The organism is Niallia nealsonii (assembly GCF_002835805.1).
GTDB classification, from domain to species: domain Bacteria; phylum Bacillota; class Bacilli; order Bacillales; family Cytobacillaceae; genus Niallia; species Niallia nealsonii.
In genome coordinates, this window is sequence record NZ_PISE01000071.1 from 1 (window position 1) to 26,988 (window position 26,988).

Below are 26,988 nucleotides of genomic sequence, written 5' to 3' on the forward strand. Positions count from 1 at the left end.
CCGTCCCCCTCCACCATTTATTATTTATTTGCGGGTGTAGTTTAATGGTAAAACCTCAGCCTTCCAAGCTGATGTCGTGAGTTCGATTCTCATCACCCGCTCCAAAATATTTATTGTTCCGCAGTAGCTCAGTGGTAGAGCATTCGGCTGTTAACCGAACGGTCGTAGGTTCGAGTCCTACCTGCGGAGCCATTTTTTTGTCTAAAATAATACATAAACATAATAGATTGAAGTATCAATGGATTTAGAAGAGTATATTCTGAATCCATTGGTGCTTCAGCTTTTTTATTTATTGTAGCAGCAGGTTGAGTAGTGATGAATTTTGCCGAAAAATAGCTATTTCTAAAAAATGAAGCAAAAATAATAAAAAAGCACTGCATCTTATTTAGCAAATTGTTTAAGAAGTACTGGCTAATTTTTGATTAAATGACAACATAAATAAAAGAATCAGCATTTTCTTCTGCTGATTCTTTATTATTATCTTTTTAATTTTGCTTGCAGGCGATTTGTTTCATAAATTACTTTTTCCTCATCAATCGTTAAACAGCTGCGGTCTTTAACAATTAGTTGGCCATTTATATATACATCACATACATCACGTCCATTTGCGGCATAAAGAAGGTGGGACGCAGCTTCGCTTAGCGGCTGCAGATGTTCTTTGTCATATGGATAGATGGTTATAAAATCTGCTTGTTTCCCTTGTTCCAAGGAGCCAGTACTATTCATGCCAATCGCTTCTGCTCCAACTCTTGTCGCTAGAGATAAGGTTGTTTTTGCGGGAAGTTTTGTTGCGTCTTTGTACATGCCTTTTTGCAGCAATGCAGCAGTTCTCATTTCTTCAAACATGTCAAAGTTATTATTGGATGCGACTCCGTCTGTGGCAATGCCTACTTTTATTCCATGGTCAAGCAGTCGAACAATATCGGCTACACCGGAGCCAAGTTTTAGATTGCTGATTGGATTATGAGCAACTCGAACATCGTACGCTTTTAATATTTCTCTTTCTTCCTCATTTAAAACGACACCATGGGCCATAACTGTCGGAGAATCAAATATTCCTAAACGACGGAGATATTCAACAGGGCGGTGCCCATATCTTTGTTGAATATCTGCTATTTCATAATCGGTTTCTGAAACATGTATATGGATCATCAGCTCATTTTCCTTTGCAATTCTGACGCTTTCTAAAAGGGCTTCTGTTGTACATGCATAGGGGCTATGGGGAGCCACCATTGTTGTGAGACGCCCATTGGCGCTTGTTTTATATTTTTTTGCAAATCGTTCTGCTTCTAGTAGATGTGCCTGTTGTTCTTTTTCCGTCCCTAAGCTGAAAATCGTATAAGAAAATGCTCCCCGAATTCCCGTTTCTCCGATTTTTTCCATGACTGCATCTGCATCAATGCCTTTTGGGTTAAACATATCAGAGAAGGAGGTTGTTCCTGATTTTAACATTTCTAACATGCCAAGTTCAGTGCTTACTTGTGCGATTTCGGTTGTAAATTGAGCCTCTAATGGCCAAATTCTCGTTTCAAGCCATGGTTTTAACAGCATATCATCGCCAATTCCCCGAAGAAGAGTCATCACGATATGAGAATGAGTATTTACAAGTCCTGGCATGACCCATTTTCCTTTTAAGTCTACGATATTTTCTGCTTCTTCTACCAATTGATTTTGGAAGCTACCTATATATATAATCATTTCGTTTTCTATTATCATTAAACCATTATTAAAAATTTGATTTTTTTGATCCATTGTAAAAAAAGCAGCATTGATATAAGCTGTTTTCATCCTAACCCTCCTAAATGAATAATTCGTTTATCTATCTCCTTGTCAGCAATGTCTTGTAAATAAATAAGAGGTCTGACAACTTAAATTTTTCTTATTATAACATCAAATTGAAAATGTGTGTACATATTGTTAAAAAAGTCTACAGGGAATTATAATTTGCTATTTTCATCCTATAAATGGTAAGAAGAGGATAATCAGTTAGAGAGTACAAGCATTAGAAAATTAGAAATTAATAGGAAGAAATGGGTAAACAAAATAACGGATTTGAAAGGCTTTTTTCTGAAATGTATAAAATATTTGAAATTTCCTGAATTAACGCTTGACCACCTAAAATATTTCTGATAAATTGATATTAATCATTTTCACACTATTCCAATAGGAATTATTAATTATTGACCGGACAACCGGAGACCTTTCTTTTTCTTAAGAGATGTCTCCGGTTTTTTGTTTAGGTGGATGATTAGCCGACTAGTCCGCTAGAGGCCTTTACAACAATCATTTGTTGATTGAATGTAAAGGTTTTTTTATTGGAGAAAAAGGAGGAAGAGACTTTGATAAGCAAAAGAAATAGGCGGAAAGCAAAATTTTTATTGGCGGCTATATTATCCGCAGTGGCATTAGCCGGCTGTGAGGAGAAGAAAACAGGTGGGGAGGCGGAAGGGAAATATGAAACATTAAAACTGAAGTATGAAGGGTCTGTTGGTACTGTCACTTACCCAGAACTAGCACAAGATTTAGGATATCTGGATCCGATTAAATTAGAATGGATTGGAAATACAATTAGTGGTCCAGCATCGATTCAAAATGCAGCAACTGGAGAAACAGATTTTGGCGGCGCCTTTAATGGAGCAATTGCCAAATTGATTGCCAGCGGTGCACCGCTTAAATCAGTTATCGGCTATTACGGAAGCGATGAAGACACCTATATGGGATATTACGTATTAGATGGAAGTCCAATAAAAAATGCGAAAGATTTAATTGGAAAAAAAGTCGGCATGAATACAATGGGGGCACATTCAGAATTTATTTTAAAAGAATACTTGAAGCAAAATGGACTGACAGAAGACGAAATAAAGCAGGTTACTTTAGTTGTGGTGCCCCCAGTGAATACGGAACAAGCACTTCGGCAAAAGCAAATTGATGTAGCCGTATTAAGTGGAATGCTTCGAGACAGGGCATTGGATAATGGCGGAATTACGAAATTGTTTAGCGATTATGATTTGTTTGGCTCCTTTACAGCTGGCAGTCTTGTTTTTACGGAGAGGTTTATTAAAGAAAATCCAAATACAGTGAAAAAGTTTGTGGAAGCAACGGCTAAAGCAATTGAATGGACAAGAACAACACCTAAAGAAGAAGTCATTGCAAGATTTGAATCTATTATTGAAAAGAGAGGCCGCAAGGAAGATACAGAAACGATTAAATATTGGAAAAGCCCAGGTATAGCAGAGAAAGGCGGATATATCAAAGAATCAGAATTCAAAGTATGGGTCGACTGGCTTGAAAAAGGTGGGGAGTTTAAAAACGGGCAAGTAAAATTGGATGATTTATATACAAACGAATTTAATCCATATAAACAGGAAATTGAAAATAAATAAGGAGGTGCTTTTAGAATGACAGACAAAATTCAGTTTGATCATGTAACAAAGATTTTTAAAGTAAGAAGCTCTGATCGAAAAAAGGGTGAATCAAAAGAATTTACAGCTATTCAAAATGTGCATTTTTCAGTGAAAAGTGGGGAGTTTTTATCATTAGTAGGACCGTCGGGCTGCGGAAAATCTACATTGCTTGATTTGTTGGGAGGTTTAACAAAACCAACTTCTGGACAAATTTTATTGGATGGAAAGGCAATAGAAGGTCCTGGTTTAGATCGTGGCATTGTATTTCAGCAATATGCGTTGTTTCCATGGAAAACAGCAAAAGGGAATATTGAATTTGGACTAGAGTCAAAAGGAATTCCCAAGAAGGAACGAACAGAGATTGCCAGACATTTCTTATCCCTTGTTGGTTTATCTGGATTCGAAGATCGTTATCCCCATGAACTTTCAGGTGGAATGAAGCAACGTGTTGCGATTGCTCGAAGTTTGGCTTTTGATCCAGATGTCCTTTTAATGGATGAACCATTTGCTGCATTAGATGCCCAGACAAGAGAAACACTGCAGACAGAGCTTTTGCAAATTTGGGAACAGACAAAAAAGACGATCATTTTTATTACACATGGTATTGATGAAGCAGTGTATTTAGGACAGCGAGTAGCTGTTATGACGTCTCGGCCTGGAACGATTAAACATATCATCCAAAATCCCCTGCAAAAAAGCAGTGTGGAAGAAGATTTGCGCTCTACCGTTGAATTTGCGAATGCCCGCCATCAAATTTGGGAACTTCTTCGAGAGGAAGTAAAAAAATCGCAAAATGATCAAAAAACAGGACAATCAGCTTAAAAAAATGCATTTTATAAGGGGTGAAACAATTGGCAAGTGTTGATAAATCTTTAGGATATCCTGTACGAGTATCACATGGAATCAGATTTTCTTTTTATTGGGTAGGAAAATTAGCGAAACAAACAGCAGTCATTATCTTTCTACTTCTACTTTGGGAAACAGCTCCTCGCATGGGTTTGGTGGACAGCACTTTTTTTCCACCTTTTTCAAAAGTAGCAGAAGGCTTTTGGGGATTGTTAATCTCTGGAGAATTAGTCGCCCACTTTGAAGCAAGCATTCTCCGGTCATTGATCGGCTTTGGCTTAGCCATTATAATTGCCATTCCGTTAGGCCTGATCATTGGATGGTATCCTTTGGCAAATGAACTGCTAAATCCTGTATTAGAGTTATTCCGAAATACGGCTGCTTTGGCGTTGCTGCCAGTTTTTATTTTACTATTAGGAATTGGAGAATTATCTAAAGTTTCCATTGTGTTATTTGCTTGTATCTTTCCAATTCTTTTAAATACTATTAATGCTGTTCGAAATGTGGATCCTTTGCTTATTCGCTCAGCTAAGTCAATGGGACTCGCCTCTTACAAACTATTTTATAAAGTCATTATTCCTGCATCAATTCCGACTATTTTTACCGGAATACGTATGGCGGGAACCTCCTCTATTCTTGTTTTAATTGCAGCTGAAATGGTTGGTGCCAAAGAGGGTCTTGGCTATTTAATTAATTACGCACAAATGAATTTTCAAATTCCGCAAATGTATGCAGGTATTCTGACAATATCTCTTGTTGGATTTCTTTTAAACTATCTTTTAGTTTCGTTAGAAAGAAGATTTTCCAGCTGGAAGACGAATCCTAATGAAAAATAATAGGAAAGAAGGATAAAAAGATGACAAAAAATGAGAATGAAATGAAATTAGGCGCATTTTTTATGATACCAGGGCATCATGTGGCAGCATGGCGGCATCCAGAGGCAGAAGCAGATCAGATAATGAATTTCGATTTTATTAAGAGACTTGCGCAAACAGCAGAGCGGGGTAAGTTTGATATGATTTTTCTTGCTGATGGCTATGCAGTAAGAGCAAAAGACAAAACGGCACTAAGTCAAAGTGTACACACACTTTTTGAACCATTTACTCTTTTATCAGCCCTTTCTGCGGTAACTCGTTCCATTGGGCTTGCCGCAACGGTGTCTACTACCTATAATGAGCCATTTAATGTTGCTCGCAAATTTGCATCTTTAGATCATTTAAGTGGAGGGAGAGCTGCATGGAATGTGGTTACATCCAATACGGAAGGAGAAGCAAAAAACTTTAGCCAGGAACAACATTTGCAGCATGCAAAACGTTATGAACGGGCTGAAGAATTTGTGGATGTTGTAACAAAGCTTTGGGATAGCTGGGAAGATGACGCACTGGTTATCGATAAAGAATCGGCATTATTTGCAGATCCTTCCAAAATACATTCCATTAACCATAAAGGAGAATGGTTTTCTGTAGAAGGGCCGCTAAATATTTCCCGGCCGGTACAAGGACATCCTGTTGTGATTCAAGCAGGCTCTTCAGAAGATGGGAAGGAGCTTGCGGCACGGACTGCTGAAGTCATTTTTACTGCATGGCAAACGTTAGAAGAAGCGCAGGGATTTTATGCCGATGTCAAAGGAAGAATGAAGAAATATGGACGTTCTCCTGATGAACTGAAAATTATGCCAGGGATTTTCCCTGTTATTGGAAGAACGGAAGGGGAAGCAGACAAAAATAAACAGCTTTTAGAAGAGCTTATACCAGAAGAATCAGGTGTTGCTCTTCTTTCCGGCATGATAAGCGTGAATTTATCAGGCTATCCTTTAGATGGACCACTGCCAGATCTTCCAGATTTAGATCAAGTAAACGGTGGAAAAAGTCGTTTTAAATTATTAAAGGATCTTGCTGACCGCGAAGGATTGACTATTCGGAAGTTATATCAGCGAATTGCTGGTGCTCGCGGACATAGAGAGATAAAAGGGACGCCAGAGCAGATTGCCGATCAAATGCAAGAATGGTTTGAAAATGGTGCAGCGGACGGCTTTAATATCATGCCTCCACATTTGCCAGGGGGATTAGATGATTTTGTGGATTTAGTTATTCCAGAACTCCAAAAAAGAGGACTATTTCGTACAGAGTATAGCGGCCATACATTAAGAGAAAATTTAGGATTAAAAAGACCTTCTAGTAATGTGGGGAAAAAAGTAAAAGAAATGATTGAAACAAATAAATAGAAATTCACTAGACAACTAGAGAGGTCAGCAAATAAAAGTTTTATATTTTGTTTTTTGTAAAATGAATCTTTGTCATTTGAAATAATACTCCAGAATTATATAATCTTCTACTTATCTATTAAGGAGGTGATACTCGGTTATAAAAAAGGAAAAAATCAAGACCTAGATAGTACCTCAAATGATTTATTTATTCTTATCAAAACTAATTTTATATTTTAGGAGGAGTCCAATTATGTCTACAAAACAAATCAGCCAATTAACAATCGTGCCTGTTGCAGGGAGAATCGGTGCAGAAATAAAAGGGGTGCAATTATCAGCAGATCTAGATCCAACTGTTTTCAGCGAAATAAAAAAAGCGCTTAATGAATATAAAGTCGTCTTCTTTAAAGGACAAAATCATTTAGATGATGCATCTCAAGAAGCATTTGCCAATCTTTTTGGCGAACCATACGCGCATCCAACCGTGCCGGTAAAAACTAATACTAACTATATTTTTGAATTAGATTCAAAGCGAGGTGCAAAAGCGAATCACTGGCATACAGATGTAACTTTTGTTCCAGAGGTGCCGAAGTATTCCATTCTAAGAGGTGTGACAATTCCTAAAGTTGGAGGTGATACTGTTTGGGCTAATACCAATGCAGCATATGAAAATCTTCCTGATGGATTAAAGAACTTGGCAGACGAGTTGTGGGCGATCCACACAAATGAGTTTGATTATGCGCAATTTAAACGAAATGACAGCAAAGATGAGGCAAGCGAGAAAAGTCGGGCAGTATTTGAATCAACCATTTTCAAAACGAGACATCCAGTTGTTCATGTCCATGCAGAAACAGGGAAAAAACATTTGCTGCTAGGAGGCTTTGCCGGACGAATTGAAGGATATACAACAAGCGAATCAGAACGATTATTAAGTATTTTTGACGCTCATATTACTCGGTTAGAAAATACTGTTCGCTGGCAATGGAGTGAAGGAGATGTGGCTATTTGGGATAATTTAGCTACTCAGCATTATGCTATTGCCGACTACGACGAGCATCGCGTTGTCAGACGAGTTACTGTAGGGAATGATGTGCCAGTCAGTCAAAGGAATGAATCTAGTTCGCTGATTGTAAAAAAATAAGGGATTAAACGACTGGAAAACATTTTTCTTCCAAACAACTAGTAGCTACATAATATTTATCAAAACAAACAAAAGAGGAGCTTTCCATTTGCAAAAAAGCTCCTCTTTTTTACCATGTTTCAAGTATGTCATCCAACCTACAAAAGGTCTCTTCTGATTTTTTCTTAACAATTGTTAACCAATCCTCCTGCTCTTTCTGCTGTTTCATCCTCCCATTTATCATTCTTTTAACTTCATTGGGATTCGGTCCACCCTGTAATGTTCGGATATTGACAAAATAAACAGGATCTAAGGATTGTTGCAATGTTGTTTCATCTAATGTTAATTTTTTTCCGATAACAGAAACGGCACTTCGGTTTACAATTTCTAATGTAATTTTTTGTGGAGGGAGGTTTTCAGCAAGTGCCTTTTGTACAATATGGCTTGCGATTATATGGGCTGTACGGAATGGAAGCTGGTCTGTGCGCACGATTGTATCGGCCAGTTCGGTAATAGTTGCAAAACTTGCTGCAGTTCTTTTTCGTAAAGTATCTTTATTAATTTCAGCTGTTGCAATAACACAGGCTAAAAGTCTACATAATTTATCTAGTAAATGTAAACTTTTCCAAGCGTATGGCTGCATATCATCTTCTGTATCGACAATGTCGCCAAATGGAGTGTTGTGGAGCATTGTCAGCACAGTGTTTGTATTGCCGACACAACTGGATAATAACGATCGAATATGTTCTAAAGAAACTGGATTTCGCTTTTGGGGCATAATCGAACTGATTTGTACATAAGGATCGGCAACACGCAGCACGTTGTATTCTTGTGTACTCCAAAGCAACAAATCTTGAACAAATCGACCAAGATTAATAGAGATAATTTGGGTTGAAGTCATGACTTCGGCGATATAATCTGCTCCTGCAATTGCATCATAAGAGTTTTCTATTACACGATCAAACCCAAGCAGTTCCTTCATTTTTTCCCGGCTGATATTAAATCCAGAAGTAGTAAAAGCGGCCGCTCCCATTGGACTTGAGTTGCAATGGTTATACGCCAGCTGAAATCGCTCGATATCTCGATTTAAGGAATCTACCACTGCCATTGTATAATGTGCCAATGTAGTCGGCTGTGCTTGTTGGGTATGAGTATGACCAATCATAAGCGTATCAACATGGATTTTGGCAAATTGAAGAAGTTGTTCTTTTAAAAACAAAATGGAGGATAAAGCAGTCTGCATTTTTCCCCTTAATGCAAGACGGAACATGGTAATGCACATATCATTGCGACTTCTTGCTATATGAAGATTTCCTGCAATTTCGCCTGCTTTATTCAACAGTTCATTTTCAATTTGGAAAAACAAGTCCTCTACTTGACCAGTGTAATGAGAAGTGCGGAGTGTCTGTAAATCTAGACTGTTTATTGCTTCTGCAATTTTTTTTCCTTCCTCGGCGCTAAGTAGTTGCTGCTCGGTTAACATAATAAGATGTGCTTTATTAATGGCCATCATCGGCTTTAATAAATGCACTTTTGCTTCGTCATACGCCGGTTCAAGAACTGTTTCTGTATATGTTTTTCCTGGAAAATGGTGCCCTTCCTTTTGAAAAATTTGCTCTTTTTGCGTACCGTCTTGTAAAGTATTTTCCTTTATGGAATCATTATTTGAGGTTTCCATTATTCTTCCTCCTCAAGGATTAATTAAAGTTGCATGTTTATTTTTATCTTATTCTTTTAGCCTAGAGAATGTTATTTAATTAAGAGGAAATAAGGGTTAGAGTTGGAAAAAAGGGAGGGAGAAATCAAATAAAAAGAAGGAATAGAAACTTAAATCATGGAATTTCTATATATAAAAAAGGGAGGAATTGTAATTTGAATATATCTGTAGAAAAGCTTTATAAACAATTCATAAAAAACAAAGAAAGCAATCAAACATTATTAATAGGTATAGATGGTTGTGGGGGATCCGGCAAAAGCACTTTAGCAGAAAGTTTAAAGGCAATCGATCAACCAAATGTTGCAGTTATTCATATGGATGATTTCTATAAAACTTCCAAACAAAGAGAATCAGTAGATAAAGAGATTGGCGGCAATTGGGATTGTGATCGTGTAAAGGAACAAGTTCTAATTCCTTTAAGCAAAAATCAAAATACTCGCTATCAACGATATGATTGGAACACAGATCAGATTTCAGAATGGCATAATGTTTCTGCTAGAGGAGTTGTCATTATAGAAGGATGCTACTCGTTAATAGAAAGATTTAGAACTTACTACGATTTTACTATTTGGATGGAAACTCCAAGAGATGTAAGATTATCCCGAGGGATTGAACGAGACGGCGAAGAGAAGCGGGGGTTATGGGAAGATTTATGGATGCCCGCAGAAGAACTTTATATAAAGGCTCAAAAGCCGATGGAACATGCAGATTTTGTTATTGATGGAACTGGTAAAAAATCCGATATAAAAGATCTGGAGATAAATGTTTTAAAAAGTTCTGCCTTCTTATTATAAGAAGAGCATTACTTTTGGAAGAAGTGAAATTCCATAAGGAGAGCTGTGTAGAAGCTAGTTATGAAAAATTATATTAAATTTTTATCTGTCAATTTGTATTATTTAGTATACTTTTTGTTCTTAATAGTATTTTAGATCAATATATCAGCAAATCATTTACATATGTGGATCTTATTGCAATCTGCATTAGTCTGCTTGATGCTGCAATCATTGTTATCACGCATTAACGGGCTTTTGACCCCCACCTAAGGGATGGTAAGAGAAAATGAGAAATCTAGGTGGGGGATAACTGCCCATAAAAGCCTGATTGGTTCAACTAACAATCAGTGGTGGATGAAGAAAACTCCCGCTGATCGAAGTTTCACTTTATTTTGGCAAGCAAGCTATATGGAAGCTTAGAAGGCCTTCATTTACGAAATTAAATTTTTCTTTCTATTCCTGCCTTTCTATTAGCGATCCTTTTTATTGAGTTATTAACTGAAATGTTTAGTTGGTAAAGGAAGAAAAAGACTGCGTCGAGAAAATTATAGTAAAAATCGCATGGAAACAGATAATCAATGAGGTGGATTTATGCAATTTGTTCTAATATTTGGACCACAAGCAGTTGGGAAAATGACGGTTGGACAGGAACTAGAAAAAATCACAGAATTAAAGCTTTTTCATAATCATATGACAATCGAATTAGTGTATCCCTTATTCGGATTCAGCCAAGAAACATGGAGATTGGTAGATTTATTTCGTTTAGAGATATTTAAAGAAGTGGCTAAAAGTGATTTGTCTGGCATGATTTTCACTTATGTATGGGCATTTGATCAGCAAGAAGACTGGGATTTTGTTGAGACTATATGCCGTATTTTTGAGGAAAAAGGAGGAGATATTTACTTTGTGGAACTTGAAGCGGATTTTGAAGAAAGGCTAATCCGTAATAAAACGCCTCATAGACTTGAGCATAAACCTACAAAAAGAAATATTAAGCAGTCTGAACGAGAATTGAAAAGTTCCATGGATGTATACAGATTGAATTCAATAAAAGGAGAAATAAAAAGAAGGAATTATATAAAAATAAACAATACAAAGCTTCAGCCTGAGGCAGTCGCCAAAATGATAAAAGATCAATTCCATTTATAGCAAATTATTTAGGGTAGTTGGCAAGTACTTTGTCTGTAAGATATAATCATATGCTTTTTCGCTGTTAATCAGGGGCAAAGAATGTTAACGGCATAAGTGTAGATAAGTGATTCTGAGTGTTGGGAAGTTGATATTTGGTGCTATGATTACACCAATACATCTCTATATCTGCCATCATCCAAGCCATGCGGATTGCATAAATAGCTGGTTTAAAGAGAGGTTAATAGAAAAGTTATAGAGAAGGTATGCGCTATACTCGCTAGAACTTAGGTATTATTATCTTATTCCGTTTTTTAACAATATAAAAGGTTAGGATAAAAAATAATCCGAGTTTCTTCCATCTCCACATTCCATATTTTTAAAAAAACAAAAAGAAGTAAAGCGTTATTGCCTTACTTCTTTTTGTTTTTTGTTATTTTACATTTTTTACATACTTAGTAGATACATAACCATTAACTTTTCCATATTTTATTTGATACCATGATCCATTTTTAGCATATAAGGTTATTTTTTTATTATTTGGAACGGTGCCTACCTTTTTTGAGGATGCAGTTGGCTTCTGCCTAACATTTAGACTAGATGCTTTTACTGTTCCTGTTTTTACTTTGTATAAATTAAACTTCTTTGTAGCTGTTTTTTTCAACTTATTTGAGTTTACTGATTCAATAGATACGGTATAGTTTCCATCACTAGTATTTCCTACACTCCAAGTATAGGAATAAGCCCCTGCTTTTAGTGACTTATTAGAGACAAGTGTTTTGACGATTTTATTTTTGCTGTTTTTGATTTTTACCGTTGTTGTCGTAGTCTGATTTACATGAAAGTTTACTTTTATTTGATTGTTGCTAGTATTATAGCTTGTCTTTATATCCTTAATTGTAGGGGGGGCAGCCTTTTTGAATGTGTACTTCTGAGTTGTTGTCTTTTTTTGATTATTACTATTTGTTAAACTAATATATACTGTGTATGTTCCATTATTTACTTTACTGACATCCCAGTAATACGTTATTGTTCCTGCTGCTTTAGATTGGTTGGTCGCTAAAATTTTGACGACTTTGTTTTTACTGTCTTTTATCTGAACAGTTGTCTTCGTTGTTTGATTTACATGAAAACTTACCTGTACTTTATTATTTTTTGCATCATAGCTGGTTTTTACATCTTTAATGGCTGATGTAGCTATGGAAGCTTTTGTTAATATAAATTTTTGAGCAGAAGTTGTTTCCTTACCAGCACTATTAGCGGATACTATTTCTAATGTATAGGTTCCGTTATTTACATTTGAAGTGTCCCAACTATAAGAAGCAGTTCCTGCAGCAATGGATTGACTGCTAGCTAATGTTTTAATGACTTTATTGTTGCTGTCTTTAATGTTCACCGTTGTTTTGGTTGCCTGATTCACGATAAAGGAGGCAGCCATTTTATTTGTCGATACATCATAAGAAGTTTTAATCGAACTGATGGAAGGAGCAGAAACTTTTGCTACTTGAGCGACTGCCTCCATTGTTGTTTGGTTATTATTACTGTCTATTGCAATGATTTCAGCAGTGTAGTTTCCATTGCTCCAGTCCGAAACATCGGCTGTATAGGAATGACTGCCAACATCTATGGACTCATTATTTAAAAGAGTCGTAATAATCTTATTAGCTGAATCCTTAATTCTGACAATGATATTAGCTGTTTTAGTTAGAGTAAAAGATACGTTGACGGTATCATTTGAGCTGCTAAAGGAAGCTGCTGCATCTTTTACGAAAGGGCCTGAAATATCAGTTTTTGTATATTCCGTTATTAAATCGGTTCCAGGATAATAGAATTCTAGAATGGTTTTATAGTTTTGCCCCGCTATTGCCCGATTATTGGAACCGTACTGGCTTAATCCAACACCGTGGCCATATCCCCTTCCTGCAATACTGTGGGCGACAGAGCTGGAAGAACTTTCAATTATTACCGATGTTTTAACAATAGAAGATCCAAGCATTGCTCGCATTTGTGTATAGTTCACATTCGTTTTCTTTATCGTTTGTAAAGCAAGCTCACCATCATTCATTAAATCCTTCACATAAAACTGAACGGTAAGAGAACCAGCAGCTACTCTTTTAGTGGCAGACGGGTTATTCAATGACAAGGTTGGAATGGAAACAATCTTTAAATCCTTGTCTTCATAGCCATTATCCTTTAACCATTTTTTAATATTGGCTGACACTGTACTGTCTTTTTCAGAAACTTTGTTCCACCATGTATCTGGTTCTGCCAAATCTTTGTCCTTCATGTCGATTTGGGTTGTTTGTATGTCAAAATTCCAAGAGTAGTTCGTATCATACGGATCTATATAGGATTGCAAATAAGCATATTCATTTCCCCAGGCACTTTTAGCTGATTCCACTATCCCTCCATTACTTGCAGAGAAGACAGCATCAATTAAACGATTATTGTATTTTAATACTTGTCCTGTTGTATCTGCTACAGCCTTATTGGAATTATTATAGTAATCACCTATCATATATCCACCATACACTTGGTAATTGGTTGTATCATCAATCGTTTTGTTATCAAAGTTCCACGAATAAGTACGAGCTGCAACTGCTTGTGCTTTTAATGCTTCGATATTCCAGGACGCATACATTTCATTAGGGACAACTCCCTTCACATAATCTTCCATTCCCACTGTGTTGATTGGCCGTATATAATTTTTTCCGCTGACAGCCTCTATCATGAATTGAAAAGAACCTTTATATTCCCGATTATTAATAGTCAGGTAACTATCTGAACTAGATGAAGATAAGGTAAAGGAACTTGATGAATAAATAAGCTTGCCATCTAAATATAAATTTAGTTTCAAGTCTTCTAATTCAAGCGTGTAAGCCTTATTACTGTTTAAAGTTGTCTCTTTATCACCAATTTTATAGGTACCGGCTGGTTTAATAGAAATTTGTGTTTTATTTCCAAGATAGTTCTTTAACTTTACATGTACTTGTGGCTCTTCTTCACTTGCATAGGCAATATATTCATAAGCTTGCAGAAGTGAAATCAGCAGCATCAATGATATTGATAAGGAAAGTATTTTTTTTAGCATATGAACTCCTTTATAAAAACTCTTAATCTATCAATAATAGGAAAAAATCTATTATCTTGACTTTTCTTGTATTGAAAAAATCTTCTTTGATTCTATCATAGTTAGATTCTATTTTTTCGTGGTTAATGTTGGATATATAAAGGGGCAACAAGAAGGTAACTATTCAGTTTAGATTAATTAATTTTCCATCATTTTTTAGAAGATGTGGTTTTGTTAAATGGCTTGCTGATTTAGGTACTTTCCTTGCAAATTTTTATAAAAATAGGGAAGAGTGATGATTAAATCATTTCTAATAAAAGTAAATTACAATTTAATGGGTCGAACAAGTAGTCAAGTACGCGCTAACTTTAGTGAATCAACAAAAGCTGTTCATTGCTATGCTGTTATATGGATATGATAAAGTCGCTATCGGCGAATTCAACTCAGGGATTATCTGTCTTTGTTGCACAAAATGAGGCAATTTCAGCGGGAGCACCTATTCAATATGACAATCCGGCTAAATCGCCATGGTTATCGGTATTGGTCCGGAAATGTAGAGCATATTGTTTGGTTTGAGGATATTCGAAGCTATATAGAAAAATATCAACTCATTGATATTTATAAATTGGCTGGAACAACTTTTTGGCATATTAGATTGCCTGCACCTCAGAATTGGGCTTTGTTGTATAAGGAGATAACAGTTGTAAAAAACTGAATTTGGCATATGAAGGAGTTCAACTTAGGAAATCCCAAAATCCTAAGTTAAACTCTATAAGTAGTCTAATTCTTATATGCGAACTTCCATTTTATCCGGCATTAACGGGCAGTAAAACTCCCACTTAAGGGAGGATGAGAAGAAACGAGAAATCTAGGTGGGGGATAACTGCCCGTAAAGACCCGATTGGTTCAACTAACAATCAGTGGGGATGGAGAAACCCCCCACTGATTGAAGTTTCACTTTATTCGATAGGAATTTTTTAGCATTCTACTTGAATTCACAGCTTTTTTAGAAAAACATAGCTGCCTTTGTTATATTTCATTTTCTCTTCATAAAATCGATGGGCATCTACACGCTGCAGTCCTGATGAGAGGGAGACAATATCATAGCCATGTTTCTTAGACCATTCTTCTACATAACTTAAAAGTTTAGCGCCATACCCTTTTGCCCGGCTATTTGCATCTGTAATAAGGTCACATACCCAGATAAATCTTCCGTTATATAAGGTAACCATTGGCATAAATCCTGTTACTGCGGCAATTTGTTCCTTTTCATATAAAGCAACCATTGTATATTGGTTCTTTTCTTTCGCTTCTTGCACCAATTGAAGATAATTTATTTCATCCAAATGTGTTCTTAATTGTTTCATCACTGGAAAGGCTTCCTTCCATTCAAGTTCACCTTTTAATTCTTTTATTTTGATCATTTTTATCATCTCCTTATAAGTGGGATTATCTATTATTTAATCATAAACTGATATAATAAAAAGTATCAGATTAGGAGATTTTAATAGCACCAGTTGAAGAGAGGGAAGAAGCTTATGATGGAAATCACACCAGGTTTGGAATACAAAAGCAATAAACCACTATATATGCAGCTGGCCGATTATATCAAACAAGAAATATTAGCTGGCAAAATTAAATCACAAGAAAAATTGCCTTCCAAAAGAAGATTATCTAATCACCTTGGTTTAAGCCTCAATACTATTCAATCAGCTTATGATCAATTAAAAGCAGAAGGATTTATAGAAAGCAGACCTCGCAAAGGTTTATATGTAATAAAACTTGAAGATGACATAATGGCTAATCAAGAATATTCTCGAAACTATGAGAAAAAGAGTGAAAACGTCCAAACAAATATTAAAATTGATTTCCATTCAGGCAAAATCGATTTAAAACAGTTTCCTTATTCTATATGGAGAAAGTTAACTGTTCAATCTTTATATGAAGATCAAGGGGACTTATTTTATACGGGAAATCCTCAAGGAGAACTGGAACTTCGCAAGCAAATATCCGCACATTTATTTGCATCAAGGGGTGTCAGATGCTCCTCTGATCAAATTATTATTGGAGCAGGTACTCAAGTGCTGATGGGCATGTTATGTTTGCTGATTGGAAAAAATCATACTTTTGCCCTGGAGAATCCCGGTTTTCATCGAACAAGGGTAGTACTGCAGGATGTAGGTGCATCTATTATCTCTATTCCCCTTGATAAGAATGGAATAGAGATAAACCATTTAACAAATACGAAGGCGAATGCAGTGTATGTTACACCATCTCATCAATTTCCTTATGGTATGGTAATGCCAATTTCGCGCAGATTGGAGTTATTAAAATGGGCTGAAGAACGAAATGGTTATATCATAGAAGATGATTATGATGGAGAATATCGTTATAAAGGAAAACCTATTCCATCTTTACAAGGATTGGATGCAAAAGGAAGGGTTATTTATCTAGGAACATTTTCCAAGTCTTTGATTCCATCTATCCGTATAAGCTACATGGTGCTGCCCCAATCCCTGATAAAAAAATACAAAGAGAATTTTACCATTTATAAGCAGACAGCTTCTCGTCTTCATCAAGATACTTTATATCGCTTTATGAAAGATAGACATTGGCAAACACATTTAAACAAAATGAGGACGCTTTATCGAAAAAAACATAAGGTTTTAATAGTTTCTGTAAAAAGATATTTAGGGGATAAGGTAAAAATAATTGGAGAAAATGCAGGACTGCATATCGTTTTGGAAGTGAAAAACGGGATGGAAGAAGATATGCTGATCCAGATGGCATTAGATACTGGTGTAAAAGTATATCCAATATCTGTCTATCATGATACGTATATAAAAAAAGACAATGCTCATATTTTAATAGGGTTTGGCGGATTATCAGAGTCAGAGATTGATGCAGGAATTCGGCTGTTAAAAGAAGCGTGGAATTTTTAGAAGCATTGTTTAGACTTCCAATTTATTTGAAGCAAGAGTAAACAAAATAAAAGCAGGGTTTAACTACTTATTTAGAAGCGATGATGGAAATTAGCATTTAGAGTGGATGTTGTATAATTATCCAGATTCATTTTTGTAAAAAATCGAGCAGTAAGACTAGAAATAAAAGGCCATCTTACTGCATGTGCACTTGCTTTCCAAAATTCTGCTGATTCCATCGTATTGATTGTGAATAATCCACTTAAAAAAGAGCGGGAATCAGTATTGGAAATTCGAGGGGAATTCTATCAATTTGATTTGAAGCCAGAATCTTTTAATAGAATTTTGTTGCAGTAGTCGATTTAAGATGTTTTTATGATAAAGCTATTTTTATATTGTTTTGGGGTGAGTCCTGTTAACTTCTTAAAAACTTTTATAAAGTAGCTTTGGTCATGAAAATTTAGTACAGAGTATATTTCACTTACGCTAAGATCCGAATAGACAATAAGGTTTTTTGCCTCTTCAATTTTTTTGCGCTGAATAAAAGCTTTTAACGTCTCTCCTGTTTCTTCTTTAAATTTATTAGAAAGATAGGAGGGGCTAATATTTAATTGTTTGGCTATCACTTCTAATTTTAATTCTTCATATAAATGATTAAAAATATACTCTTGACATAAAAGGATGGTTTTTGTATAGTGCGACCGGTTCGCCTTCCTTACTCGTTCCGTAAAGTCAATTAGGATTTCCTCTAATAGTTTATCAAGTGTTTGAATGCTATTTATTTCCTCAATATGCTGGATATAGGAATCACTTAAATTATAAGCGATTTCTGGATACAGACCTCCTTCTATAGATGCCCTAGTTGCAAGAGTGATGCCCGTTATAAGAAAATTTTTTTTGTTTCTAAGGAGATCCTTTTTAGATAACGTTCCGTAAATTCCTTCTTGAGAATGAAGTTTAAAATAATAAAGCATTTTCTCTGGATTCCCTAATTGAATGCTCTGGAAAATTTTTTTTTCTGCAAGAAAAGAACTGTGATAGCTGCTATTCTCTCGCTGTTCCATAATTTTTAATTCAATAATATCAGGGGTTGGAGATGTATGTACATTTTCATTGTCCTGTTTGACTTGTGTTAGTGTCAAAGACTCCTGATAAAAAAGATGATGCAATAAAATTGCTGTGTTGAAAAGCGCGTTTGTATCGTAGGTTTTCTCAGTTTCTAATGGGATGGATAAGGTATGATCTAAAAAGTAGTTTTCGGCATTCGGCCATAAAAGGATTCTTTCCTCATTTTTTTCTGGATAAGGCAATAAAACAACACAGTCATTTCGATTGTTTAGATAAACTAATTGAATGGGTTTTATCAGATTGATTGAAAAGAAATGGTCGAGTAATGTTTTCGGCAATTTTTTTTGTTCAATTAACGAAGAAGAGACAATGTTAAAAATCCTGGTTATTTCCTGGTTTTTTTTTATAAAAAATATTGGGATGTTTGTTGCATTGCGCACTAATTTGCAAGCGGTTTCAATAAATTCCGTTGGCCTTTTCATCAAATTATTTCCTTTCCAAATAAATAATAAAAAATTACTATTTTCCCTTAAATATTACCATGAATTAGCAAAAAATCAATTTATACTGTAAATAAATAAAACGCTTTCTAAAAAATGGCGATTGTTGGAATGAAAAAGCAAAGGAGGTTGACAAAGATGAATTAAAATGAGTGCCTATTTAATAACAGAAGATTTACTTTTTCGATCTATGCATCAACTGATTTAACTTGCAGCTTTTCTTTTGATGAGAAAACAGAAAAAGTGGTTTTCTACCAATAGAATTTTGTTAATTGGCTATCTAAATAAAACGCTTTCTGTTTTTGTGATCTATTATCCTGTTAATTTAGAAATCTAGATCAGCAATCCATTGTTTAATCATGAAATCTGCTGTACTGATTAAATGGAAATGCTTAATTTGAACACATTTTTATAGTTATGATTGATTTATTAAAAATAGAAAAAATGAAAGCGTTTTTAATACTTAAGGAGGGAATACCATGGCATTAAGAGCACAAGATTTCAAAAGTATAGACCAAAATGCAAAATTAAATCAAAAAATGTCCTTATTAGAAAAAGTTAGTTATGGTTTAGGAGATACAGGATCAAACTTAATTTATACAGTTATTACCACATACTTAACATTTTACTTTACAGATGTCTATGGACTCGGAGCTGCGGCTGTCGGTACGTTAATGCTTGTGGCAAGATTTGTAGATATGATTGATAGTCCAATTTTTGGAATTTTAATAGATAAGACAAATACTAGATGGGGAAAATCAAGACCATGGATCTTATGGTCAAGTGTTCCATTTACAATTGTTTCCATCCTTCTTTTTATGGGACCAGAATTAAACGCATCTGGCAAAGTGGCCTATGCTTACGTCTTTTATATTGCAGCAAATGTGTTATATGCAGCTGTGAATAATCCATTAACAACCATGCTTCCAAGTATGTCAAGCAATGTTCAGGAAAGAACAGTGGCCAATGTATTTCGTATGTTTGGCGGACAGTTGGGTGGATTGATTGTTAACTTGACTTTATTGCCCCTTGTTGCTTATTTTGGTGCTGGCAATCAGCAAAAAGGTTTTTTTTATACAATGACACTTTTTTCCATTATTGGCTTAATCTTATTTTTTGTTACATTCTTTAACACAAAAGAACGTGTACAAAATATTTCCGGCGACCAATCTATTCCTGTTAAAGAAAGTCTAAAAGCTATTAAAGGAAATCGTCCATGGTATGCTGTTTCCTTATTGGGTATCGTTTTCTTTATGCTGTATATAATGAAAATGTCTGCAGGAATTTATTATATTACTTATAATGTCGGCAAACCGGAAATCATTTCTATTGTAAACACCCTTGCAATGTGTTCACTTGTCGGTATTTTAGCAGTACCATTTTTAACGAAAAAATTTAGTAAAGTAGCATTAATTAATGCTGGAATTTTTATTAATATCGTTGGTCAAATAATCATTTTAATTGGCGGACAAAGCGTCCCAATGATTATGGCCGGAACAATAGTTGGAGCAATTGGTTTGGGATTTCCAGCTGCATTACTGTTTACTTTAATGGCAGATACTGTTGACTATGGAGAATGGAAAACGGGAGTACGTGCTCAAGGAATTCTGGTATCTGCTGCCGGAATTGGAATTAAATTAGGTTCTGGTCTTGGCGGTGCCATTCCAGCTTGGCTGCTTGCTGCGGGAGGATATGTTGCCAATCAACAGCAAACGGAATCAGCACTTAAAATGATAGCGCTTAACTATATTTGGCTGCCAATTTTCCTTAGCATTTTATCTATCGCCATTATGACCTTTATCTATAAATGGGAAAAACCGCATCATGAAATCATTGCGGAATTGGAAGCTAGAAGGGCACAGAAGTAATGTGATAAGACAACGAAGATGGAGCTGTTCTTAATTGAGAGCGGATTCACCTTCTTTTTTTTATAATGGCAATTAATTGTTTTTTACCATTTTTCTTAAAAAAACACCATAAATTTTTTTTGAAAAAAACTATACTATAATCAAATAAAGCGTTTTCTTTGGTAGAGGAGTAGATATGGTGGCAAACCAACTATTATATGGGGTAGCTTATGATGATATATGCCTTATGAAAGATTAGAAGAAGACATAAGGATGATGAAAGATGCTGGAATCAATACTGTTCGAATAGCCGAATCCACTTGGAGTACCCATGAACCGCAAAATGGGGTATTTGATTTTGCTTCTATAGACCGGGTACTGGAAGCTATGCATAAAGCAGATATAAAAGTGATTATCGGAACTCCTACTTATGCGGTGCCTACATGGCTTGTTAAACAGTATCCAGATGTTCTTGCTACTACAGGGAATGGCCCAGGTAAATATGGTGCCAGACAAATTATGGATATTATCAATCCTGTTTACTTATTTCATGCAGAACGCATTATTCGAAAACTAATCCATCACGTAAAAGATCATCCGGCTGTTATTGGCTACCAGGTGGATAATGAAACAAAACATTACGGGACAGCAGGGGGAAATGTTCAATTTCAATTTGTGAAGTATCTGAAAGAGAAATTTGCCACAGTAGAAGAATTGAATAAGGCATTCGGTTTATCTTATTAGAGCAATCGCATTAACAGCTGGGAAGATACTCCTTCTATGGTTGGGACAATCAATGGCAGCCTTGGTTCTGAGTTTGCTAAATTTCAGTGGAAGATAGTTACAGACTTTTTGACCTGGCAAGTAAGTATCGTCAAAGAATATAGTCAGCCGCATCAATTTGTAACTCATAATTTTGATTTTGAGTCGAGGGGACATTCCTATGGCATTCAGCCCGATGTCGACCATTTTGAGGCAGCTAAATCGATGGATATTACAGGTGTGGATGTGTACCATCCATTTCAAAATTTATTGACCGGCATAGAAATCTCTTTTTGCGGTGATATAGCTCCTTCTACCAAACAAGCAAACTACTTTGTTTTAGAAACCGAAGCGCAGGCTTTTAAAAATTGGACACCTTATCCAGGACAGTTGCGCTTTCAAGCATATATCAATCTTGCATCAGGGGCAGATATGGTTGCCTATTGGCACTGGCATTCGATTCATCATTCGGCTGAAACGTATTGGAAAGGGCTGCTTAGCCATGATTTTAAACCTAATTCTGTCTACAATGAGGCAAAAATAATGGGAGCCGAAATGAAGGAATTATCATCCCACCTTGTGCACTTAAAGAAACAGAATAAAGTGGCTTTTGTTATAAGCAATGAAAGCTATACAAGCATCAATTGGTTTCCATTTGCTGAGGACAAAAACTATAACGATATATTCAGACGCTTGTATGATGAAATGTATAAGATGAATATGGAAGGCGATATTATTAATCCTTGCTGTACGAATATAAAAGATTATGATTTGTTAATTGTTCCAACACTTTATACAGTAAATGATGTATTTTTGCATGAGTTGAATAATTATGGCAGCAATGGTGGACATATAGTTTATACGTTTAAGAGTGGTTTCACAAATGAAAATGTCCAAGTACGAACTACAATCCAACCAGGAATTATTTCAAAAGCCTGTGGAGTGGAATACAGTTTGTTTGTGGAATCTGGGCAAACTGGTTTAAAGGGTTCCTTGCTTCAAATAGATTCGATGGAAAGTCCTGTAAATGACTGGATGGAATTGCTGAACTCTACAACGGCAGAGGTTTTGGCTTATTATGAACATCCTCATTGGGGAGATTATGCAGCAATTACTCATAACCACTATGGGAAAGGCACTGCTACCTACATCGGGTTCTTTCCAAGCGAGGAGGTAGTTAAAAAAGTGATAGAGTTTGTTATCGGTAACATACCTTCTATAGAAAAAGAAGAATATTCATTCCCCATTATTATAAAAAAAGGAAAAAATCAATCTGGAAGTGGTTAGCTACCCATATTCATCAGGTAGAGAATTAATCACAAAAAAAGAAGTTCTGACAGACGATACACTCGAACTTCAACCTTGGAGCGTAGCAATTATCGAATCATAATTTTTGTGAACGAACGGAAAAATAATTCAAATAGATTAGGAGAATATGTATGTATTTAGTAATTGATATAGGAGGCACCTTTGTCAAATTTGCGTTGATGGATGGAGCTGGAAATATTTTGACTAAGGGAAAACAGCGGACGCCAACAGCCAATTTAACGGAATTTAAAAATAAGCTTCACTCCATTATTGAAAACCATGATTTATCTTCGGTTAAAGGGATTGCCCTCAGCTGTCCTGGAACGATAGATGTCGATACAGGCATGATTTATTATGGCGGGTCCTTTCCCTTTTTGCATGAAGTGAATCTGGCAAAGGAATTGGAAGAGAAGTACGGGAAGGATGTATCTATTGATAATGATGGAAAGTGTGCAGCATTAGCCGAATTATGGCTTGGAAGTGTAAAGGATGCCAAAGATTCTATTGTTTTAATTCTTGGAAGTGGAATAGGAGGAGGCATCATTATTAATGGCAAACTTCATCGTGGAGTTAATCTCTCTGCTGGTGAAGTAAGTTATGTGATGAGTCAAATGAATCCAATAACAAAAGAAGGAAAGTTTTTTGCATATGATTGTTCTGCTGTTCAAATGGTTCGCCGTATTGCAGAAATCAAAAATTTAGAAGATGCAACAGATGGAGAAGGGGCATTTGAGTATATAAAGCAAGGCGATGAAGAAGCGAATGCTATTTTTAATAAATATTGCATTTACTTAGCAACACAAATATTTAATCTGCAATATATTTTAGATCCTGAAATTATTGCAATTGGCGGCGGGATAAGTGCTCAGCCTATTTTGCATGATCGAATTCAGTGGGCACTTTCGGAAGTGAAAAAGGCGAACCCATTGCATATAGCAAATCCAAATGTTATGGGTTGTAAGTTTCAAAATGATGCCAACCTTTATGGAGCGCTTTACCACTTTTTTACCACTAAAAATAATGAATTTGTGGGCTGATTTTTAATGAGTGAAATAACATTTCAAAAGCAAGAAAATAGAAAAATAATAACCAATGAATTCTTTCTCCAAAAAGCAGAAGAATTGCTGCCAATTTATTAATTAAGCCACATGTAATTGCTGATGATACATATCTAACAGACTATTCCTTTTTTTATGGACACGCTTGTGGACTATTATAATGAAACAAAAGATAAAGAGGTGTTGGAAGAACTATGGGCAATTGCTTTTAAACAAATTGAAAATGCACTTGGAGAATTAGATGTAAACTTTTTAATGAAGGGAAATAATTTTTTTTGCTTTTGTGGATTGGGCAGAAGGGCTAGAACATGAAACATCGGTTCAAGCTATTCTTATTTATGTGATGAAAAAAGCAGCTTTAATAGCTGAACAAGTTAATAAACAGGACCACTTATTGTTGGCTGAAAAAATAATTAAACTAGAAGAAGCGAGCAAGCAGCATCTGTGGGATTCCAATAAGCCCTTTTTGTAAGCGGTCCTAATAAACAGATCTCCTACGCAAGCCAAGTGTGGATGATTCTTGCAGGATTAGTAAGGACAGGACATCTTAAAAAGATTGCCTGAAGCAGGAGCAATAGAGCCGTCGACTCCTTATGTGTATCATCATCTAGTGGAAGCATAGGTGAAAAAGAGCTTGCCACTGAAAAAATAAAGGCTTATTGGGGAGAAATGCTAAAAGATGGTGCCAATACCTTTTGGGAATTATATAATCCAAATGATAAAACGTTCTCACCATACGGCGGATATTTAATCAACAGCTATTGTCACGCATGGAGCTGTACACCGACATATTTAATCAGAAGATATGGTTTATAGTATTTAAATCGGTTGAACATGAAGTCTATTTCCGTTTGGAGGTAATTAAGTTGACAAAGAATGCAAAAGTAATGATGGATATTAATGCTAAAAAATTTCCCGTAAGTCCTTCCTTATATGGTCTTTTCTTTGAGGAGATTAACCGTGCTGGCGATGGCGGAATATACGGAGAGTTAGTTAGAAACAGGTCTTTCGAGGATACCATTATTCCTGACCGATGCCATGTAGAGGGATGCCAATTGCATTCCCCTGCAGGCTGGGTTTCTCCTTTTGAAGAAGCCCCAGGATCGATACCAGGCTGGCATTTGCGCAAAGATGAAGCTAAAGCGGATATTTATTTAGATGGAAAAGATCCAATTAATAGCGAAAATCCTCTTTCTCTTAGGGTAGAGATTGAAGATGCATTCAATGAACGAATTTCCATCTATAATGAAGGTTTTTTTGGAATTCCTGTGAAAAAGGATGAAAGGTATTTTTTATCTTTTTTCGCAAAAAAAGAATCAACTTTTTCTGGAAACCTGGAAATAACGCTTGAAAATAAAAAGGGGGAAATATTATCCTCGAAATCTTGCCAGATAGCATCTGAAAGTTGGCAGAAATACGAGGTGGTGTTAGAAAGCGAAGGGGAAGAGCCAGAAGGCATTCTAGCGTTTTCTACCAATGAAAGGGGAACATTTTGGCTGGAGTTTGTTTCTTTATTCCCCCAAAAAACTTTTCTGGAAAGAGAAAACGGCTTAAGACCAGATTTAGTTAGACGTGCATTAGACTTAAAGCCTACTTTTTTAAGGTTTCCTGGCGGGTGTTTTGTAGAAGGATTCTCGGTGGAAACCGCTTATCGATGGAAGAAAACGATAGGAGATGTCACCCAAAGAAGCTCTCATTGGACACTGTGGCAATATCGGACAACAAATGGATTAGGCTACCATGAATATTTGCAAATGGCAGAGGATCTTGGCTTAGATCTAATGTATGTAGTGAACTGTGGGCTGACTTGTCAAGGAAGACCAGGAGAGCACGTCCCAATAGAAGATCTGGATGAATGGATTCAAGATATGCTGGATGCTATAGAATATGCAAACGGACCTATTACAAGCAAATGGGGTTCGCTTCGGGCTGCAAACGGTCATCCTAAGCCATTTTATTTAAAATATATTGAAATAGGAAATGAAAATTTTGGTCCAGCATACAATGCTCGGTACAAATTATTTTATGAAGCAGTAAAAGCTAAATATCCTGAAATTATCACCATCTTCAATATCCATTGGGAGGTCGGAACAGAGACCGCGGGATTGCCGGTAGAAATAGTGGATGAACATTTCTATGCTGATTATGACTATTATTTAATGTATCACGATATGTATGATTTTTATGACCGGAATGGACCTAAAGTCTATGTAGGGGAATATGCGATGATACTTGGTGATGGAGCAGGCGCGCTTAAAGGAGCTATAAGTGAGGCTGCATTTATGACTGGAATGGAAAGAAATCAAGATATTGTTGTGATGTCTTCCTACGCACCTTTATTTGCCAATATTCATCATACAAATTGGACACCTAACCTCATTTATTTTAATGGAACGAATTCCTATGTTTCTCCTTCTTATTATGTGCAAAAACTTTTTGCGGAAAACAGGGGAGATATTGTCATCGAATGCAAAGTTGAAACAGAAAGTCGCTTCTCATATTTTAAAGGAGAAGTATCCATAAGACAAAAAGAACTTTCGTACATTAAAGATATAAACATTTCAAGCAATGATCAATTACTATTTAAAAGTGAAGACTTAACGGAAACTCATGCATTAAGTCGACTTGAAGGAGATCTATTAAAAATAGGAGAGCCTTCTTGGAAAGAATATACCATTACGATGAATGCATTGCTTGGGGAACAGGGGTTAAAAGTTCGCTTGTTGGACAGTACAAAGGAATGGCAGCAAAACTATATTTTATGGGAATTAGATGCTAATGGAGAGAGCCGTTTAGTTCATATTAATGGATGGTCTCGAGTTAAACTAACTTCTAATCAGATGTTGAAAGTAAATGGTGATGGAAGTAATGAGCTTTGTGCTAGAGTGGCTAATGACCATATTTATTGTTATTTCGATGGTGAGCTCGTGCACGAATATAAAATGGCAACTATTCCATATCTTACTTCTGCAGCTACACTCGATGAAAAGAATAATGAGTTGATCGTAAAATTAGTGAATTCCTCTGAGTTTCCTCTTAGAACATCCATTGATATAGAGGGAAAAGATAAACTAGTGGGCAGACAGACTATCGTCACATCGGAAAATCCTTATGATACTAATACTATGGAAGAACCAAATAAAGTAATTCCTTTAGAAACTGCTTTGCATTTAGATAGCAATATGTATGATCTCCCACCTTATAGCGTAGTAATTTTAAGAATAGAGTTATAGGCACATACCATTTCTAATAAATAGTTATTT

At 35.8% G+C, this 26,988-nt stretch carries 19 protein-coding genes, 2 tRNA genes and 1 pseudogene; 17 read left to right on the forward strand and 5 right to left on the reverse strand.

Going from position 1 to position 26,988, the window contains the following annotated elements; translation table 11 throughout:
- Positions 1-30 precede the first annotated feature (30 nt).
- Positions 31-104, forward strand: a tRNA-Gly gene (locus CWS01_RS21585).
- A gap of 13 nt (positions 105-117) precedes the next feature.
- Positions 118-192, forward strand: a tRNA-Asn gene (locus tag CWS01_RS21590).
- A 285-nt stretch (positions 193-477) separates the two neighbouring features.
- Here CWS01_RS21590 and CWS01_RS21595 read toward each other — a convergent pair.
- On the reverse strand, positions 478-1,788 hold the full coding sequence (locus tag CWS01_RS21595) for an amidohydrolase family protein (protein ID WP_101179572.1): 1,311 nt from the start codon (positions 1,786-1,788) through the stop codon (positions 478-480).
- A gap of 554 nt (positions 1,789-2,342) precedes the next feature.
- Here CWS01_RS21595 and CWS01_RS21600 point away from each other — a divergent pair.
- The 5 genes from CWS01_RS21600 (at position 2,343) to CWS01_RS21620 (ending at position 7,594) form a co-directional block, all read left to right on the forward strand.
- Entirely contained in the window at positions 2,343-3,383 is a 1,041-nt protein-coding gene (locus CWS01_RS21600) for an ABC transporter substrate-binding protein (RefSeq protein ID WP_407938594.1), read from the forward strand.
- A gap of 15 nt (positions 3,384-3,398) precedes the next feature.
- Positions 3,399-4,226 (forward strand): ABC transporter ATP-binding protein, encoded by an 828-nt coding sequence (locus CWS01_RS21605; RefSeq protein WP_101179574.1) that lies wholly within the window; start codon positions 3,399-3,401, stop codon positions 4,224-4,226.
- A 29-nt stretch (positions 4,227-4,255) separates the two neighbouring features.
- Positions 4,256-5,086 carry an ABC transporter permease gene (locus tag CWS01_RS21610; RefSeq protein WP_407938593.1) on the forward strand — a complete coding sequence of 277 codons (831 nt, stop codon included), beginning with the start codon at positions 4,256-4,258 and terminating at the stop codon, positions 5,084-5,086.
- A gap of 20 nt (positions 5,087-5,106) precedes the next feature.
- On the forward strand, positions 5,107-6,474 hold the full coding sequence (locus CWS01_RS21615) for an LLM class flavin-dependent oxidoreductase (RefSeq protein WP_101179576.1): 1,368 nt from the start codon (positions 5,107-5,109) through the stop codon (positions 6,472-6,474).
- Between the two features lie 232 nt (positions 6,475-6,706).
- Positions 6,707-7,594, forward strand: coding sequence for a TauD/TfdA dioxygenase family protein (locus CWS01_RS21620; RefSeq protein WP_101179578.1), 888 nt, complete (start codon positions 6,707-6,709; stop codon positions 7,592-7,594).
- 109 nt (positions 7,595-7,703) lie between these two features.
- On the opposite strand, the gene argH is transcribed toward CWS01_RS21620, so the two are convergent.
- Positions 7,704-9,251 (reverse strand): argininosuccinate lyase, encoded by a 1,548-nt coding sequence (argH, locus tag CWS01_RS21625; RefSeq protein ID WP_101179580.1) that lies wholly within the window; start codon positions 9,249-9,251, stop codon positions 7,704-7,706.
- 194 nt (positions 9,252-9,445) lie between these two features.
- On the opposite strand from argH, the gene CWS01_RS21630 reads away from it, so the two are divergent.
- Both CWS01_RS21630 and CWS01_RS21635 read left to right on the forward strand, forming a co-directional pair.
- Positions 9,446-10,084: a uridine kinase family protein gene (locus tag CWS01_RS21630; RefSeq protein WP_157827722.1), complete on the forward strand. Its 639-nt coding sequence runs from the start codon at positions 9,446-9,448 to the stop codon at positions 10,082-10,084.
- Positions 10,085-10,654: 570 nt separating this feature from the next.
- On the forward strand, positions 10,655-11,212 hold the full coding sequence (locus tag CWS01_RS21635) for an AAA family ATPase (RefSeq protein WP_101179584.1): 558 nt from the start codon (positions 10,655-10,657) through the stop codon (positions 11,210-11,212).
- Between the two features lie 412 nt (positions 11,213-11,624).
- Here the strand turns inward: CWS01_RS21635 and CWS01_RS21640 are convergent, their stop codons facing one another.
- Positions 11,625-14,282 (reverse strand): SpoIID/LytB domain-containing protein, encoded by a 2,658-nt coding sequence (locus CWS01_RS21640; RefSeq protein WP_101179586.1) that lies wholly within the window; start codon positions 14,280-14,282, stop codon positions 11,625-11,627.
- 484 nt (positions 14,283-14,766) lie between these two features.
- On the opposite strand from CWS01_RS21640, the gene CWS01_RS21645 reads away from it, so the two are divergent.
- A complete protein-coding gene (locus CWS01_RS21645; protein ID WP_101179588.1) occupies positions 14,767-14,976 on the forward strand; it encodes a hypothetical protein in 210 nt (69 codons plus the stop codon).
- A gap of 280 nt (positions 14,977-15,256) precedes the next feature.
- Here CWS01_RS21645 and CWS01_RS21650 read toward each other — a convergent pair whose 3' ends face one another.
- Positions 15,257-15,685, reverse strand: a complete 429-nt coding sequence (locus CWS01_RS21650) for a GNAT family N-acetyltransferase (RefSeq protein WP_101179590.1) — start codon at positions 15,683-15,685, stop codon at positions 15,257-15,259.
- A gap of 114 nt (positions 15,686-15,799) precedes the next feature.
- Here CWS01_RS21650 and pdxR point away from each other — a divergent pair, with 114 nt between their 5' ends.
- The gene (gene pdxR / locus CWS01_RS21655) at positions 15,800-17,203 is read left to right on the forward strand and encodes a MocR-like pyridoxine biosynthesis transcription factor PdxR (RefSeq protein ID WP_101179592.1); all 1,404 of its coding nucleotides are present in this window, start codon (positions 15,800-15,802) and stop codon (positions 17,201-17,203) included.
- 341 nt (positions 17,204-17,544) lie between these two features.
- Here pdxR and CWS01_RS21660 read toward each other — a convergent pair whose 3' ends face one another.
- On the reverse strand, positions 17,545-18,732 hold the full coding sequence (locus CWS01_RS21660) for a helix-turn-helix domain-containing protein (RefSeq protein ID WP_101179594.1): 1,188 nt from the start codon (positions 18,730-18,732) through the stop codon (positions 17,545-17,547).
- A gap of 497 nt (positions 18,733-19,229) precedes the next feature.
- On the opposite strand from CWS01_RS21660, the gene CWS01_RS21665 reads away from it, so the two are divergent.
- From CWS01_RS21665 to CWS01_RS21685, 6 genes and pseudogenes are all read left to right on the forward strand, one after another.
- Complete coding sequence (locus CWS01_RS21665; protein WP_101179595.1) at positions 19,230-20,618, forward strand: glycoside-pentoside-hexuronide (GPH):cation symporter; 1,389 nt, start codon at positions 19,230-19,232, stop codon at positions 20,616-20,618.
- Positions 20,619-20,793: 175 nt separating this feature from the next.
- Positions 20,794-22,749 (forward strand): annotated as a pseudogene (locus tag CWS01_RS21670) (beta-galactosidase).
- Positions 22,750-22,798: 49 nt separating this feature from the next.
- Positions 22,799-23,704, forward strand: a complete 906-nt coding sequence (locus tag CWS01_RS21675) for an ROK family protein (protein WP_101179597.1) — start codon at positions 22,799-22,801, stop codon at positions 23,702-23,704.
- A 168-nt stretch (positions 23,705-23,872) separates the two neighbouring features.
- On the forward strand, positions 23,873-24,037 hold the full coding sequence (locus CWS01_RS22565; RefSeq protein WP_157827723.1) for a hypothetical protein: 165 nt from the start codon (positions 23,873-23,875) through the stop codon (positions 24,035-24,037).
- Between the two features lie 357 nt (positions 24,038-24,394).
- The gene (locus CWS01_RS22570; protein ID WP_157827724.1) at positions 24,395-24,541 is read left to right on the forward strand and encodes a hypothetical protein; all 147 of its coding nucleotides are present in this window, start codon (positions 24,395-24,397) and stop codon (positions 24,539-24,541) included.
- A 50-nt stretch (positions 24,542-24,591) separates the two neighbouring features.
- The gene (locus CWS01_RS21685) at positions 24,592-26,958 is read left to right on the forward strand and encodes an alpha-L-arabinofuranosidase C-terminal domain-containing protein (RefSeq protein ID WP_157827725.1); all 2,367 of its coding nucleotides are present in this window, start codon (positions 24,592-24,594) and stop codon (positions 26,956-26,958) included.
- Positions 26,959-26,988: the final 30 nt, after the last annotated feature.

What these genes read in the sequence shown, in the direction of transcription:
- CWS01_RS21595 (WP_101179572.1), bottom strand. Translation starts at nt 1,788, where the DNA reads ATGAAAACAGCTTATATCAATGCTGCTTTTTTTACAATGGATCAAAAA.
- CWS01_RS21605 (WP_101179574.1), top strand. Translation starts at nt 3,399, where the DNA reads ATGACAGACAAAATTCAGTTTGATCATGTAACAAAGATTTTTAAAGTA.
- CWS01_RS21615 (WP_101179576.1), top strand. Translation starts at nt 5,107, where the DNA reads ATGACAAAAAATGAGAATGAAATGAAATTAGGCGCATTTTTTATGATA.
- CWS01_RS21620 (WP_101179578.1), top strand. Translation starts at nt 6,707, where the DNA reads ATGTCTACAAAACAAATCAGCCAATTAACAATCGTGCCTGTTGCAGGG.
- argH (WP_101179580.1), bottom strand. Translation starts at nt 9,251, where the DNA reads ATGGAAACCTCAAATAATGATTCCATAAAGGAAAATACTTTACAAGAC.
- CWS01_RS21635 (WP_101179584.1), top strand. Translation starts at nt 10,655, where the DNA reads ATGCAATTTGTTCTAATATTTGGACCACAAGCAGTTGGGAAAATGACG.
- CWS01_RS21640 (WP_101179586.1), bottom strand. Translation starts at nt 14,282, where the DNA reads ATGCTAAAAAAAATACTTTCCTTATCAATATCATTGATGCTGCTGATT.
- CWS01_RS21645 (WP_101179588.1), top strand. Translation starts at nt 14,767, where the DNA reads ATGACAATCCGGCTAAATCGCCATGGTTATCGGTATTGGTCCGGAAAT.
- CWS01_RS21650 (WP_101179590.1), bottom strand. Translation starts at nt 15,685, where the DNA reads ATGATCAAAATAAAAGAATTAAAAGGTGAACTTGAATGGAAGGAAGCC.
- pdxR (WP_101179592.1), top strand. Translation starts at nt 15,800, where the DNA reads ATGATGGAAATCACACCAGGTTTGGAATACAAAAGCAATAAACCACTA.
- CWS01_RS21660 (WP_101179594.1), bottom strand. Translation starts at nt 18,732, where the DNA reads ATGAAAAGGCCAACGGAATTTATTGAAACCGCTTGCAAATTAGTGCGC.
- CWS01_RS21665 (WP_101179595.1), top strand. Translation starts at nt 19,230, where the DNA reads ATGGCATTAAGAGCACAAGATTTCAAAAGTATAGACCAAAATGCAAAA.
- CWS01_RS21675 (WP_101179597.1), top strand. Translation starts at nt 22,799, where the DNA reads ATGTATTTAGTAATTGATATAGGAGGCACCTTTGTCAAATTTGCGTTG.
- CWS01_RS22570 (WP_157827724.1), top strand. Translation starts at nt 24,395, where the DNA reads ATGCTAAAAGATGGTGCCAATACCTTTTGGGAATTATATAATCCAAAT.